The sequence below is a fragment of the Lactiplantibacillus paraplantarum genome (genome assembly GCF_003641145.1).
In the GTDB taxonomy this organism is placed as follows: domain Bacteria; phylum Bacillota; class Bacilli; order Lactobacillales; family Lactobacillaceae; genus Lactiplantibacillus; species Lactiplantibacillus paraplantarum.
In genome coordinates this window covers 1,320,560-1,332,866 of record NZ_CP032744.1, presented here as the reverse complement: position 1 = coordinate 1,332,866, position 12,307 = coordinate 1,320,560, and the positions used below count along the sequence as shown (strand labels likewise).

Annotated in this window: 14 protein-coding genes; 1 reads left to right on the top strand and 13 read right to left on the bottom strand. The window is 45.0% G+C overall.

Translation table 11 applies throughout. From position 1 onward, the window contains the following. Window positions 1-149: 149 nt before the first annotated feature. Complete coding sequence (locus LP667_RS06390) at window positions 150-1,496, bottom strand: replication-associated recombination protein A (protein WP_021731707.1); 1,347 nt, start codon at window positions 1,494-1,496, stop codon at window positions 150-152. A gap of 169 nt (window positions 1,497-1,665) precedes the next feature. Next, window positions 1,666-3,102 carry an NADP-dependent phosphogluconate dehydrogenase gene (gndA, locus tag LP667_RS06385; protein WP_021731709.1) on the bottom strand — a complete coding sequence of 479 codons (1,437 nt, stop codon included), beginning with the start codon at window positions 3,100-3,102 and terminating at the stop codon, window positions 1,666-1,668. Window positions 3,103-3,468: 366 nt separating this feature from the next. Between gndA and LP667_RS17015 the strand changes: the two genes are divergently transcribed. Then, window positions 3,469-4,098 carry a cation diffusion facilitator family transporter gene (locus tag LP667_RS17015; RefSeq protein WP_021731710.1) on the top strand — a complete coding sequence of 210 codons (630 nt, stop codon included), beginning with the start codon at window positions 3,469-3,471 and terminating at the stop codon, window positions 4,096-4,098. Window positions 4,099-4,568: 470 nt separating this feature from the next. On the opposite strand, the gene LP667_RS06375 is transcribed toward LP667_RS17015, so the two are convergent. The 11 genes from LP667_RS06375 to LP667_RS06325 all read right to left on the bottom strand — a co-directional run bounded on the left by LP667_RS06375 (window position 4,569) and on the right by LP667_RS06325 (window position 11,917). Then, window positions 4,569-5,153: a PepSY domain-containing protein gene (locus tag LP667_RS06375; RefSeq protein ID WP_021731712.1), complete on the bottom strand. Its 585-nt coding sequence runs from the start codon at window positions 5,151-5,153 to the stop codon at window positions 4,569-4,571. 264 nt (window positions 5,154-5,417) lie between these two features. Continuing rightward, window positions 5,418-5,597 carry a 50S ribosomal protein L32 gene (rpmF, locus tag LP667_RS06370; protein ID WP_003638547.1) on the bottom strand — a complete coding sequence of 60 codons (180 nt, stop codon included), beginning with the start codon at window positions 5,595-5,597 and terminating at the stop codon, window positions 5,418-5,420. A 59-nt stretch (window positions 5,598-5,656) separates the two neighbouring features. Next, a complete protein-coding gene (locus LP667_RS06365; protein ID WP_003640295.1) occupies window positions 5,657-6,211 on the bottom strand; it encodes a YceD family protein in 555 nt (184 codons plus the stop codon). Between the two features lie 124 nt (window positions 6,212-6,335). Continuing rightward, window positions 6,336-7,487, bottom strand: a complete 1,152-nt coding sequence (locus LP667_RS06360; RefSeq protein WP_056988309.1) for a nucleotidyltransferase — start codon at window positions 7,485-7,487, stop codon at window positions 6,336-6,338. Window positions 7,488-7,505: 18 nt separating this feature from the next. Then, window positions 7,506-8,240: a class I SAM-dependent DNA methyltransferase gene (locus LP667_RS06355; protein ID WP_021731715.1), complete on the bottom strand. Its 735-nt coding sequence runs from the start codon at window positions 8,238-8,240 to the stop codon at window positions 7,506-7,508. Next, entirely contained in the window at window positions 8,237-8,593 is a 357-nt protein-coding gene (rsfS, locus tag LP667_RS06350) for a ribosome silencing factor (RefSeq protein ID WP_021731716.1), read from the bottom strand. Before rsfS ends, LP667_RS06355 begins: the two co-directional genes overlap by 4 nt. Window positions 8,594-8,610: 17 nt before the next feature. Beyond that, window positions 8,611-9,228, bottom strand: a complete 618-nt coding sequence (gene yqeK / locus LP667_RS06345; RefSeq protein ID WP_021731717.1) for a bis(5'-nucleosyl)-tetraphosphatase (symmetrical) YqeK — start codon at window positions 9,226-9,228, stop codon at window positions 8,611-8,613. Next, window positions 9,212-9,847 carry a nicotinate-nucleotide adenylyltransferase gene (locus tag LP667_RS06340; protein WP_021731718.1) on the bottom strand — a complete coding sequence of 212 codons (636 nt, stop codon included), beginning with the start codon at window positions 9,845-9,847 and terminating at the stop codon, window positions 9,212-9,214. Before LP667_RS06340 ends, yqeK begins: the two co-directional genes overlap by 17 nt. A 12-nt stretch (window positions 9,848-9,859) precedes the next feature. Further along, complete coding sequence (gene yhbY / locus LP667_RS06335; RefSeq protein WP_021731719.1) at window positions 9,860-10,174, bottom strand: ribosome assembly RNA-binding protein YhbY; 315 nt, start codon at window positions 10,172-10,174, stop codon at window positions 9,860-9,862. 79 nt (window positions 10,175-10,253) lie between these two features. Continuing rightward, on the bottom strand, window positions 10,254-11,390 hold the full coding sequence (gene yqeH / locus LP667_RS06330) for a ribosome biogenesis GTPase YqeH (protein WP_021731720.1): 1,137 nt from the start codon (window positions 11,388-11,390) through the stop codon (window positions 10,254-10,256). Then, on the bottom strand, window positions 11,387-11,917 hold the full coding sequence (locus tag LP667_RS06325; RefSeq protein WP_021731721.1) for a YqeG family HAD IIIA-type phosphatase: 531 nt from the start codon (window positions 11,915-11,917) through the stop codon (window positions 11,387-11,389). Before LP667_RS06325 ends, yqeH begins: the two co-directional genes overlap by 4 nt. Between the last annotated feature and the right edge of the window lie 390 nt (window positions 11,918-12,307).

Here is a 12,307-nt window from a genome sequence, read left to right as displayed (position 1 = left end):
GTACAGATTAGTGCTTGAGCCCCACTAATCTGCCTTAAGCTAGTACAACATGTTATTTTAACATGAAAACGCTGAATTTCCTACACCTCAACCAGTGTCTGTTCCTCACCCAAATCTAATTTTAGTGAATTCTCATCAAATTGCAATCTTTAAGCCTCGCCATCGGTCGGTTTTGTTTGTGGATGTTGGTGGTGCCACTGTCGAATGGTAGCTAAGCGCTGTTGCCAGGCTTTCTCTTGTCCCTGGCTAGTTGGTTCATAGTAACGATGCTGACTTAACTCCGGTGGCATCGTTGTCATGGTAGTTAATTTATCAGCCGTATCGTGTGCATATTGGTAATCAGAACCATAACCTAAATCTTTCATTAATTTTGTCGGTGCATTACGAATTTGTAACGGTACCGGTAAATTTCCCGTTGCTTTGATATCTGACTGAGCTGCCGATTTGGCTGCGTATAGTGCATTTGATTTCGGGGCCAGTGCTAGATAAGTCACGGCTTCCGTCAAATTCACATCACATTCGGGCATCCCAATCAGTTGACAGGCTTGAAATACTGCCACCGTCAATGGCAAGGCCTGCCGATCAGCCAAACCAATATCTTCACTGGCAAAACGAATCAAGCGTCGTGCAATATACAAGGGATCTTCGCCGCCAGCAAGCATCCGCATCAACCAATAAATCGCCGCGTCCACGTCACTATTACGCATCGACTTGTGTAGTGCAGAAATAATATTATAATGCTCCTCGCCATGCTTATCATAGCGCAACGACTTTGTATTGATCAACTGCGATAGACCTGCTGTGGTGACCGTGACATGGGAGCCATCTCGATCACCATTTAAGACCGCCATTTCCAAAGTATTGAGTGCCATGCGAGCATCGCCATTGGCAAATTCTGCAATTAGTCGTAACGTATCTGGTTGCAACGTAATCTCCAGATTGGGAAACCCATTCGGATTATGCAACGCCCCTTGCAAGACTGCTTCCAGATCACCAGCCGTCAATGCCTTTAGTACCAGTACCTTGCATCGCGACAATAACGCCGCGTTAATCTCAAATGACGGATTTTCCGTGGTCGCTCCGATCAAGGTAATACTCCCACGTTCAACATAGGGCAAAAATGCATCTTGCTGGGCCTTATTGAATCGATGGATTTCGTCAATAAAAACAATCGTCTTCTCGCCAAAATCACGATTGGCCTCCGCTTCATCCATAATTTGGCGAATCTCTTTGATACCACTAGTAACCGCGCTGAAAGTAATAAAGTGTGATTGCGTCTGTTGCGCAATAATTTCGGCTAGCGTCGTCTTGCCGACACCCGGCGGTCCCCAGAAGATCAAAGATGGCAACTGGTCTTCAGCAATTAATTGTCGCAATAATTTACCCGGACCAAGTAGGTGATCCTGACCTTTAAAGCCCGCTAGCGTCACTGGTCGGACTCGGTACGCCAACGGACTACTAGCCTTATCCGGACTAAATAATGATTCTTGTCGCATAGCAACCCCCACTTTCGCGTTAGTTCATTACCTTTAATTTTAACGCAAACGTACGTTCTAATCCACTTAAACCACCGCGAATCACTGGTAATCCCAACTTCAACACAAAAAAACTGTGACTAATGACGATCATCGTCATCAGTCACAGTTTATTCAGTTCAAAGTTATTTTATTGTTCTTCATACCAACTGTAATGGAACAAGCCTTCACGGTCAGTCCGTTCATACGTATGAGCACCAAAGTAATCGCGTTGTGCTTGTAATAAGTTAGCAGGTAAAACTTCGGCCCGATATGAGTCGTAGTATGACAATGCGGCACTAAATGAAGGCACTGGCACACCCGCTTGGATGGCTAAGCTAAGCACTTCACGTGTTGATTGTTGGTACTTAGCGGCGATATCAGTGAAGTAGTCGTCCATCAATAAGTTATTTAAGTCTGGTTTCTTGTCAAAAGCATCCGTGATGTTTTGTAAGAATTGTGCCCGGATAATGCAGCCGGCACGCCAGATTTGAGCAAGTTCCCCAAACTTCAAGTCCCAACCGTAATGTTCGGAAGCAAAGCGGAGTTGTTCAAAGCCTTGAGCGTAACTCATGATTTTGCTGAAGTAGAGCGCTTGCCGAATCTTTTCAACCAATTCTTCTTTGGCTGGTAATTTAACATCAGCAGTTGGACCAGCTAACTGCTTAGAAGCAGCGACCCGTTCGTTCTTCATCATCGAGATGTAACGTGCATAAACGGCTTCCGTGATAACTGATTGTGGCACTTGAACGTTCAACGCATCTTCAGAGCTCCACTTACCAGTCCCTTTGTTGTTCCCACGGTCCAAGATCATGTCAACAATCGGCTTAGTCTTATCAGCGCCTAAATCATCCTTACGTGACAAAATGTCAGCGGTAATTTCAATCAAGTAGCTGCTTAATTCACCCTTGTTCCAGTCAGTGAAAATGTCAGCCATTTCGTCAACGGATAAACCCGCCACGTTACGCATAATATTGTATGATTCATCGATTAACTCTTCATCACCATATTCGATCCCATTGTGAACCATCTTAACATAGTGACCAGCACCGTTAGGGCCGATGTAAGTGACACAAGGTGCCCCGTCTTGAGGCGCTTTTGCGGAAATCTTTTCTAAGATTGGGGCAACTAAATCGTAAGCTTCCTTTTGACCACCAGGCATCAATGAAGGCCCTTGTAAGGCACCTAATTCACCACCGGAAACGCCCATGCCGATAAAGTTGATACCGGATTTATCTAAGCGAGCGTTACGGGCCATCGTGTCATTAAAGTTGGTGTTCCCACCATCAATTAAGACATCACCCTTATCCAATAATGGTAATAATTCATCAATCACGGCATCAGTTGGTTTTCCAGCCTTAACCATCATGATAATCCGACGTGGCGTTTCAAGTGACGCTACGAAGTCTTCAATCTTATAGCTTGGTACTAATTGTTTATCAGCGTGGTCCTTAACGACCTTTTCAGTTTTGGCACCGGTCCGATTAAAAATCGCAACCTTGTAGCCGCGGCTTTCGATGTTCAACGCCAGGTTTTTACCCATGACGGCCATCCCAATGACACCAATTTGTGGTTTTTCATTACTCATTAGTTTATTGCCTCCCAAATTTTATTACGCAACTATCGTACCAAAAAAAATGCAGTTAATAAAGTAAATGATCGCAATTAATAAAATTAATTTCATAACATTCAATCAAGAAAGAAATTAATTTTCACAGCAGCATCTAAAAGGCCACTTTCCTTTCAAATCATGACCCCTGACAATCCTTAACAAGCCATGCTACGCTAGTGTTAATGTGGTCTAGCTAATCGCCTTCATCGTTTAATGACGTGGGGTGTGATTATTGTATTCATCTGTGCTAGCGCTACGGCCATACTTTGAGCAATATTCATGTCGCTATACCTAGCAATTAGCCCGCCAATTCAGGCTAAGATCTGCAAGGAGGCACCAACCATGCGCAACAATACACCACCTAACTGGCATCAAATTGAACACCCCGTAGTTATCTCGCTCAAAACGGCCCGTCACCATCTTTGGGGCAACGTGGCCGTTTACTTAGGCCTATTTATCATTGAGCTCCTAGGTGCCCACTGGGGCCACTCACAAGCCTTACGAGCGGATGCTTTCAATAATCTGTCAGGAATTTTTTCGACTGGCTTACTCATGACCGGATTGTTTATCGCTAGTCGAACTCACGATAACGATCTGTTTGGCGCCCCTATCGCTCTCAAAGAGCAGTACCAATTAGGGCCCCGAATTCAGCAATCCCGCTTTCGTTTTGAGACCATTTTCACTTTACTTGCCGGCACCATTATGGCGGCCATTGGGCTCGAAATCATTATTAAAGGTATGATAACGTTTGCCACCCATACACCATTGAAAAACCCAGGAACCGTAGCTGGTCTAGCCGCGAGTTTCTCCTTTATTGCGTTAACAATTTTGTGGGCCTTCAATCATTACTGGAGCCGTAAATTTAATAATGCCGCCCTGACCGCTGCCAGTCGTGATACCTTTACGGATGCTCTGACCAGTCTAACAACGATTCTCACGATCCTAATAACCGTTAGCTTCCATCTTCACTGATTTGATAACGTTATCAGCATTGGCTTAGGATTATACATTCTCAACACTGGTGCCAAAATTTTTCGCGAAAGCAGTCTGAACCTAGTTGATTATTTCGACCCCTACCTTGAAAATCGTTATCAACACCGAATTGCTAGTTTAAGTGTCGTCCGTAAAGTCATATTCCTCAAAGCCCATTATGACGGCAATTTAATTATGTTACGTGTCACAATCAGCGTGCCATCGCAAATGACTGCCATAGAAATCACGCATCTCATTCAAACTATTAATCAAATCATGTGGCAAGAGTTTGGCGTGATGGAAACCGATGTGATGATCACGACCAACAACGTTGAATATAACTAACCAGCCGAGCGATGAAGTCCCATCTTGCTAAAAAAGGTCGTCTCATTTAAGACCACCCGTTTTACCATTGATTTATGTCACAGTATTACGCTTCGCAGCCGCATGCTTACACTGCCCACCTGAACTTAATCATCATGTTCTGTTTCCAATATACTACCTTTATGAGCGTCGATCTTAACGTCAACTTGCCGTTGGCCTTGACGAACCTGAACCTCCCAATAAGTAATCCCGGTCTCCTTATCTAACTTGAGTTCCGTTGCGTGGCCACCGTTTCGATCATGGACCGCAATTGCGACGGCCTTGCTAGGACTAATCACTTTACTTAGATTCAGTTGATTGGCCTTATGATCAGCTTGATCTTCTTGGTCCAATTGCTCGGATTTTTTACTGATTACTTTTCCAGTACGACCATTGAGCTGTAATTCATGCTCCTGAGTACCACCGTCTCCTTCCAGTGTATACACGGGGCGGCCAAGTTTAGTTTCTAATTCGATACTCGTGATACTTGCATCTGGATATTGCTGCTGAAAGGCTTTAATGGCCGCTGTTAGTGAAACTTTAGTCGTGGCCGTCACGCTTTTGGCCGAACTACTTTGGCTGCTCGATTGTTGTCGGTTATCATTATTTTTCACAGACTGATTTGAAGTACATCCGGCTAACAATGCAACACTCAGTAGCATAATTCCAAGTCCATAACCTTTGATAGTCATCTCCATAACCTCCTCGTCACTGCCTAGTAAAAGTTGTCACGTGTATTTTTTTATATTGATAACTTTAGTATACGTAAGCTTGGCTATCAGTCGCAATCAATATGCAAACTAAACTAGTTTAACGATAATCACAACACTAGTGCGCCACAATGACATTAATTGAGGATAACAAAAAAACCCGCCTAAGCGGGTTTTTAGATCGTATTATGGTAACGAAAGGTCCCATGCGCCATGGCCGCAATGCGACTTTTCAGCAACTAACAATTAGTTGTTTACTTTTACGACTTGCTTGCCATTGTAGTAACCACAACTTGGGCAAACACGGTGTGATACACGTAATTCGCCACAATTTGGGCATGGTGCCAAATTTGGTGTAGCCAATTTAATATGACCACGACGGTTGCGTTTACGCATCTTAGATGTTCTTCTTGCTGGTACAGCCATCAACCTACACCTCCTTCAAGTGAATTCACATAATGTGTTTTTTGATACGCTCAACTAACTTAATCCTTGTCTTCCTGATCAGGGAACAGGTTTTTTAACTTAGCTAAACGCGGATCAACAGTTTTAAGTTCTGCAGCTTGCAACGCTTGGTCATCCTCAGAGAGGACTTCCCAGCCCTTACCAGTCGGCATTGGGGCCCCGTCTTGCTCAGCTTCAGAAAGAATCTGCATGGGGATGTGAATTAAAATATTATCCTCCACAGCGACATCAAAGTCTAAAATATCATCTTCAGGTAAAATAATTACCGTATCGGTCTCCTCGTCAAAACGACTGAGATCCGTTCCCTGGGGAACATAATATTCTGTCATCTGAAAAGCCAATGGCACATCCACTGGCGTCAGCGATCGACTGGACGGCAACGTTAACATTGCGTCAATCTTCGCAGTGATCAACACATTATCCTTATCGTAACTAGCTAAACCAGTTGCATGAACTGACTTAACATCGATGATTTCTGGATAACGGCTCATCAAGGAGTGTTTTAAATCCAATGCTTCATCAAACTGAAGTGGCGTTTCACGGTACGTTTTAAGTTGTGAAAGTGACCATTTCATTTAAAAACCTCCTAATGCAACGTGATAAATTATACCTGTGTAAAAATCCTTTGTCAATGTTTTTTCCTTGACAGGCCAAAATGCCCGCCAATAGACCTAACCATATCAGGAAAGTCCGCCTCGGTCAACCAATAATTGCCGGTAATTGCCACGGTTGGCGATACAAATCTTGGGACTGCCCATTAATTAATTGGTAAACCCGGCCGGCCCGGTAGTCCAGATTCAGCGCATGTTGTCGCAGTTTTTGATTGATTTTTGTGTATAACGGTAATGGTAACTGTTTTTTGACTTGATGTAAGTAAGCCTGACCTTTAGGGGTAAATCCTAGAACACGCAAATAATTATGGGCTTGGGCCGCTTGGACTTCCGCCTGAGTTAATTGCAACAACGCGGCCGTCGCAACGCGCTGCAGCCGAGTGTACGTATACCGCTTAGACTTCACCTGATGAATAAAATCATCAAAAGACGTCGCCCGTTGCGCCATTGTTTGCATTCGGTACTCCAAGCCTTCCGCCATCTGATCATACTGACCACTGTGAGCAATATCAACTGTTAGCAATTGATATTGTAAGAAAGGCCAAAAGTCAGCCCACCGCTGCAAGCGCTGCGTCGTCAAGGCGGTCAACGTATCCGTGGGAACCACTGATTTGAGACTGCCCCAATTCTGATCAAAAGCGGCCTGACGAACCGCTGTCCCACTAGCATACGAACTTCCCGTTGCGATAGCAGTTGTCGCATGATCAGCTTGCTGACGCTTGATTGGCACTAGCCGCATCGGGTGGGCCAGCGCCTGATTAGCCGTATAATAGCAAAAGCTCAGCATATCATTGGCCGCCGTTAACGTAACACCAGTAGCCGCCTGTAAGGCAGAGTTGAACTGTGTCGCATAGGTGGCGTTATAGTGACTAAAGTCGCCCTGATTAGCAGCAATAGCGGCTGTTAGCCGTTGAAAATCTAACTCAGGGTGCTCAGCACCAAAAACCACGCTCGTACAGTTCAACGCACTTAGCAGTTCAATGCCGCCCCGTGCAAACAAGTGTGCAGGTTGGGCTGCAAAAAAAACGGGAAGTTCAATAACTAAGTCCGCCCCATTGGCCAATGCCAATTTGGCACGCGTCCACTTATCCAAAATTGCCGGTTCACCACGTTGTAACCAATTACCACTCATTACAACGACCACACAGTCCGCGCCAGTCAGCAGTTGGGCTCGTTGCAAGTGGTAACGATGACCATTATGCAACGGATTGTATTCAGTTATGAGCCCTACCGCTTGCATCTCCACTAGTCCCTCCCGTTATTTACGACACTTAAAGAACCACCGCGTCGTATGCTCATCAGGTTGCTGCTGACCAAAATCAGCACTAACTGTCACCTGACTAAAACCAGCAGCCTGTAAAGCCTGTTGGTAGTCGGCCAACACATAGGTTTGCTCTTGATGCAGCTCACTGACTTCATCAAAAGCTTGCTTATCATCATTATAAATAAAGAAAGTTAAATCATGTTCCGCACTATGCGGCTGTTCACCAGCATAACTCGTCCACATAAAAGCCCGCGTTTCATCCCGGTAATTGTACATATATCCTGGATAAACTTCATCAGTTTGGTAAGGCGTAATCACGTCGAACAAGAATTCACCAGTCGCTGTTAAGTGTTGTGCGACTTGTTCAAATGCCCGCTGAACCGTCGCAATGTCCGGTAAATAACAAAACGAGTCCGCAAAACAGGTCACCGCGTCAAACGTCCCGATTTCTGACAAATCAAGCATGTCGCCTTGTAACAAGGGTAATGTTACGGCGGCTTCATCCGCGTGCTCCTGAGCGAGTGCTAGCATATTTTCTGATAGATCTAAGCCCGTCACCTGATAACCGGCCTGCGCTAATAAGACGCCTAAGCGACCCGTTCCACAAGCTAATTCAAGTAATTGACCATCCTGGTTGGGTAACTCTCGACGGACAAAATCCAGCCATTGCTGGTACATGGCTGGATCAAAAAGTTCGTCATAAAGTTCGGCAAACGTCTGGTAGATCATGCGTTAACCCATTGGGCGACATCCACGATAGGGGCATCTGACCATAATTTCTCTAAATTATAGTGTGCTCGTGCATCCTTTTGGAAAACATGCACGATGACGTCACCAGCGTCAATCAAGACCCATTCACCAGCCGTCCGACCTTCGACGCTCTTCACGTCCGAACCAGCCTTGCGAATAAAGTCGACAACGTTATCAGCGATTGCTTGCACCTGACGCTTCGAATCCGCGGATAAAACGACAAAGTAGTCCGCCATCAAGCTTACTTCGGCGACATCTAATGCCACAATATCATCTGCCCGTTTGTCATCGGCAGCCTCAACAGTTAATTGTAAAAGTTCTTTGCTATCCATAAAACTCTCCCTTAAATTTAATTGGCAAATTGAGGAGCCACACCACCGACCCACGCGTTATAAGTTGCTAACGTTTGTGGGTAAACTGGTGCGCCCTTCTGAATAAGATAATCTAATGTATGTTGAATCTGGAACCGAACACCCGCCGCTAAAGAGTGGGCGGTTGCTTGACGCGCTTCATCGACACCAGGAAAATCACGAGCCGGTTCAATAAAATCAGCCATGAAAATAATCTGCGCTAGTTTGGTCATATATGGCGCACCGACCGTGTGTAATCGTACGGCATCAAGAATGGGTTCATTGTAAATATGCAGCTCATCTTTGATCAATTCGGCCCCAACGTAACCGTGCCAAACCCCATTTCCATATGCCACCAAGTTAGGATCCATACCACGACTCTTAATGAGATCAATAAAGGTCTGATCATCACGTTGCTTGGCATAGTCGTGTAAGAGGCCGGCAATCCCAGCTAACTCGACGTCCACGTCATTTGCAGCTGCTAATTTCCGCGCAGTTAGTTCGACGCGCAAACAGTGCTGGTACCGTTTGTCGGTCAATTGGCCCGCCACTTGGGCCATTAATTCCTCGTGACGATATGGGACAATTCCTTCAGTATATTCAATCGTTTTGCTCATACAAATGATGCTCCTTAATATAAGCGGCCACGGTCTCCGGCACTAAGTAACGAACCGAATGGCCATGACTGATTTTTTGACGAATCTGCGTCGAACTAATATCGATCAATGGCGCGTCGACCCAGATAACCGGGTACTGACTCGTCGTTGGGTATCCAGTTCGTTTAATGCCGACAAAGGTGACTAATTTCACTAAATCATCAATGTGATACCAGGTATGCAAATAATCGACCATGTCACCGCCAATGATGAAATAGTACTGCGTATCAGGATGTTGCGCCTTTAACAGCTTCATGGTCTCATACGTATAACTTTTGCCTCCCCGCGTTATCTCAGCCGTTTCCAACCGAAATAACGGGTTATCGACAATCGCTTCTTGAACCATGTTGGCCCGATCTTCTATCGCAATTGTCTTTTTTTCATCGACATGTGGCGGCTGGGCGTCCGGCATAAACCGAACTTCATCCAAGCCTAACTGATCACCAACTTGCTGAGCCATAATCAAGTGTCCTAAATGCGGTGGGTTAAACGTGCCACCTAAAATACCAACCCGACGATGCGGAATAGCCGTCACCGTTTCCGTCAGAACTTTTGTCGCTGTTTGATTAACCGTCTGCACCCGTCATTCCTCCTATAGCTTTGCAACTTCTAATGAATAGTGCCGATCTTCTTCATGACTCGCTGGTAAGTACAAAACTAACACCCGGCCAATTGTTTGAACGACCGTGATCGCAGTATGCTGCTCAATAGCTGCTTTTACTTCGGCCGTTGTCACATCGGCATTTTGCAAAATATTAACTTTGATTAATTCACGCTTATCGAGCGCGCCCGTTAATTGCATTAACCAATCATCCGTCAAGCCGTTTTTCCCTACCGCGAAGAGTGGTCGCATGTGGTGGGCTTCACCACGTAAATAATGTTTTTGTTTTCCACGTAAGTTTTCCATTAAGTTTAATTTACTCCTATTATAGTTGTTTCTTGATTCAAAATAGTCAGTCGTGTGCTCAGATTAAACTAAGCTAAAATTACCGTTTGTTGATCATCGCTGGACGTGTTAAGACGGCAACGCCTTGTGGTGCCCAGGCGGCAACCCGCGTGTCGGCAGCAACAGTGACCCAACCTAACCCTTCAAACACGATGTCACTGATTTCAGTCACCTTGAACTCATGACGCACTAGTGCCGGAAAGTCCGCCACCGCATCACCCGTTGGCGGTGTGATCAATTCACCAACGTGTTTGGTGTAAAAATTATCGGCGTTCTCAGTTCGAGTTCGGTGCAACGTCAAATTATTGTCAACGTAGACCGTTCCGGTCGGTTTCATCGTATCAACAATATCTAAGCGCGCGACACCACCTAAGAACAAAGTCTGACCGTTACCTAATTGGAATCCCTTAGGTCGAATCTCACGTTGTGGTGACACTAACTTGAGATCATCGCCAGATAGCACGTGGGCCATCTGTTCTGGATGAATAATTCCGGGGGTGTCGACCATCATATGACCATCATCCAACGGAATCTCAATCTTATCTAACGTGGTTCCTGGGAACCGGGATGTCGTAATCAAATCCTTCAAACCGGTATTGTTAGCAATAATCCGATTGATCAACGTTGACTTACCAACGTTCGTGACCCCCACGACATAAACATCGCGGCCCCGACGATACTTTTCAATCATCGCCAAGAGCTCATCAATCGAATGGCCCTTCTTAGCGCTCGTTAGCGCAACGTCGACCGGTTTGATTCCCTGCGCACGAACTTGCTGATTCATCCATTCCCGTAATTTAGTCCGACGTAATTGACGTGGCAACACGTCTTCTTTATTACCGACCAACAGAACTGGATTATCACCAACAAACCGTTGGAGACCAGGAATGATACTCCCATTTAAATCAAAAATATCAACCACGTACACAACTAATGCGTTAGCGTCACGAATCGTTGCCAACAAATGACGGAAATCATCATCGGTCAAACCAACCGGGACAATTTCGTTATAATGCCGCAATCGAAAACAACGCTGACAGTATAAATCTTGGACATCGCTAGCTAATGATTTTTGTAACGCACTGTTGGGGGTATAACCCGCTGCCTTGGGATCAGTCGTTTGAATGGCTGCCCCACAACCAATACAGTATAAAGTTTCTTCTGATGTTTCACTCACTTATTAAGGTCCTCCTGAAAATGCATTTCTGGATAAACATGCGCTAATCGTAATTTGATAAATCGTTCAAAGAAGCGATTAATACGGGTATTCCACGCATCCGTCGTCACGATTGGTTTCACTAAGATACTTGACACCCCCGCTAAGTGGGCCGCCCACATATCAGTGATGTACTGATCCCCAACCATTACAACTTCATTTGGCTGCAAGCCCAAATCACGCCGGGCCTTCGTAATACCAATCGGTAACGGCTTCAGCGACCGTGACACAAATGGCAACTCCAAACTCGTCAAAGCTTTTGCAATTCGGTCTTCTGAATTATTAGACACAACTACCAAAGGAATACCAGCGTCCTGTAAAGCATGCAGCCACTTCTTCAGTTCCGGGGTGCCATCTGGATTATTCCACGCAATCAACGTGTTATCAAGGTCTGTAAACACGGCCTTAATTCCTTGGGCGCGTAGTTGCGCCGGCGTCACATTATAGATTGCTGGTATCATCCAAGTTGGTTTAAATTGCTTAATCATCGTTATCCCCTTCGCTTCTCGCTGGATTATTAGGTTATTTGCATAACCCCACTAGCCCATTTTATCATACTGGTTGCTGAAATACCGGTACAAATCGCCATGCGCACCGGATTTCACAGAATATGACGCTAATTTTAGTCATCATTATATAATAATTTGTTTTATGGAAATAAGCAATCAAAATCACCCTAGGTTCTAATCTTAAATGGCATTAAGATTGACTTATTACAATGTTAATTAAATCACAAATTTTTGCCGAATAACGTTCACAAACTTCGCTAAGGGGCGTATATTGAATTCAAGGGCTAAATATTAACCCTGGCACCTATCTTTGTGAACAATCACACTTATTTTAATGTCACTCGGCAAATAGTTTTGATTACTTCAACT

Excerpts from the sequence above, each read along its gene's own strand:
- LP667_RS06390 (WP_021731707.1), bottom strand. The coding sequence starts at position 1,496 with ATGCGACAAGAATCATTATTTAGTCCGGATAAGGCTAGTAGTCCGTTG.
- gndA (WP_021731709.1), bottom strand. The coding sequence starts at position 3,102 with ATGAGTAATGAAAAACCACAAATTGGTGTCATTGGGATGGCCGTCATG.
- LP667_RS17015 (WP_021731710.1), top strand. The coding sequence starts at position 3,469 with ATGCGCAACAATACACCACCTAACTGGCATCAAATTGAACACCCCGTA.
- LP667_RS06375 (WP_021731712.1), bottom strand. The coding sequence starts at position 5,153 with ATGACTATCAAAGGTTATGGACTTGGAATTATGCTACTGAGTGTTGCA.
- rpmF (WP_003638547.1), bottom strand. The coding sequence starts at position 5,597 with ATGGCTGTACCAGCAAGAAGAACATCTAAGATGCGTAAACGCAACCGT.
- LP667_RS06365 (WP_003640295.1), bottom strand. The coding sequence starts at position 6,211 with ATGAAATGGTCACTTTCACAACTTAAAACGTACCGTGAAACGCCACTT.
- LP667_RS06360 (WP_056988309.1), bottom strand. The coding sequence starts at position 7,487 with ATGCAAGCGGTAGGGCTCATAACTGAATACAATCCGTTGCATAATGGT.
- LP667_RS06355 (WP_021731715.1), bottom strand. The coding sequence starts at position 8,240 with ATGATCTACCAGACGTTTGCCGAACTTTATGACGAACTTTTTGATCCA.
- rsfS (WP_021731716.1), bottom strand. The coding sequence starts at position 8,593 with ATGGATAGCAAAGAACTTTTACAATTAACTGTTGAGGCTGCCGATGAC.
- yqeK (WP_021731717.1), bottom strand. The coding sequence starts at position 9,228 with ATGAGCAAAACGATTGAATATACTGAAGGAATTGTCCCATATCGTCAC.
- yhbY (WP_021731719.1), bottom strand. The coding sequence starts at position 10,174 with ATGGAAAACTTACGTGGAAAACAAAAACATTATTTACGTGGTGAAGCC.
- LP667_RS06325 (WP_021731721.1), bottom strand. The coding sequence starts at position 11,917 with ATGATTAAGCAATTTAAACCAACTTGGATGATACCAGCAATCTATAAT.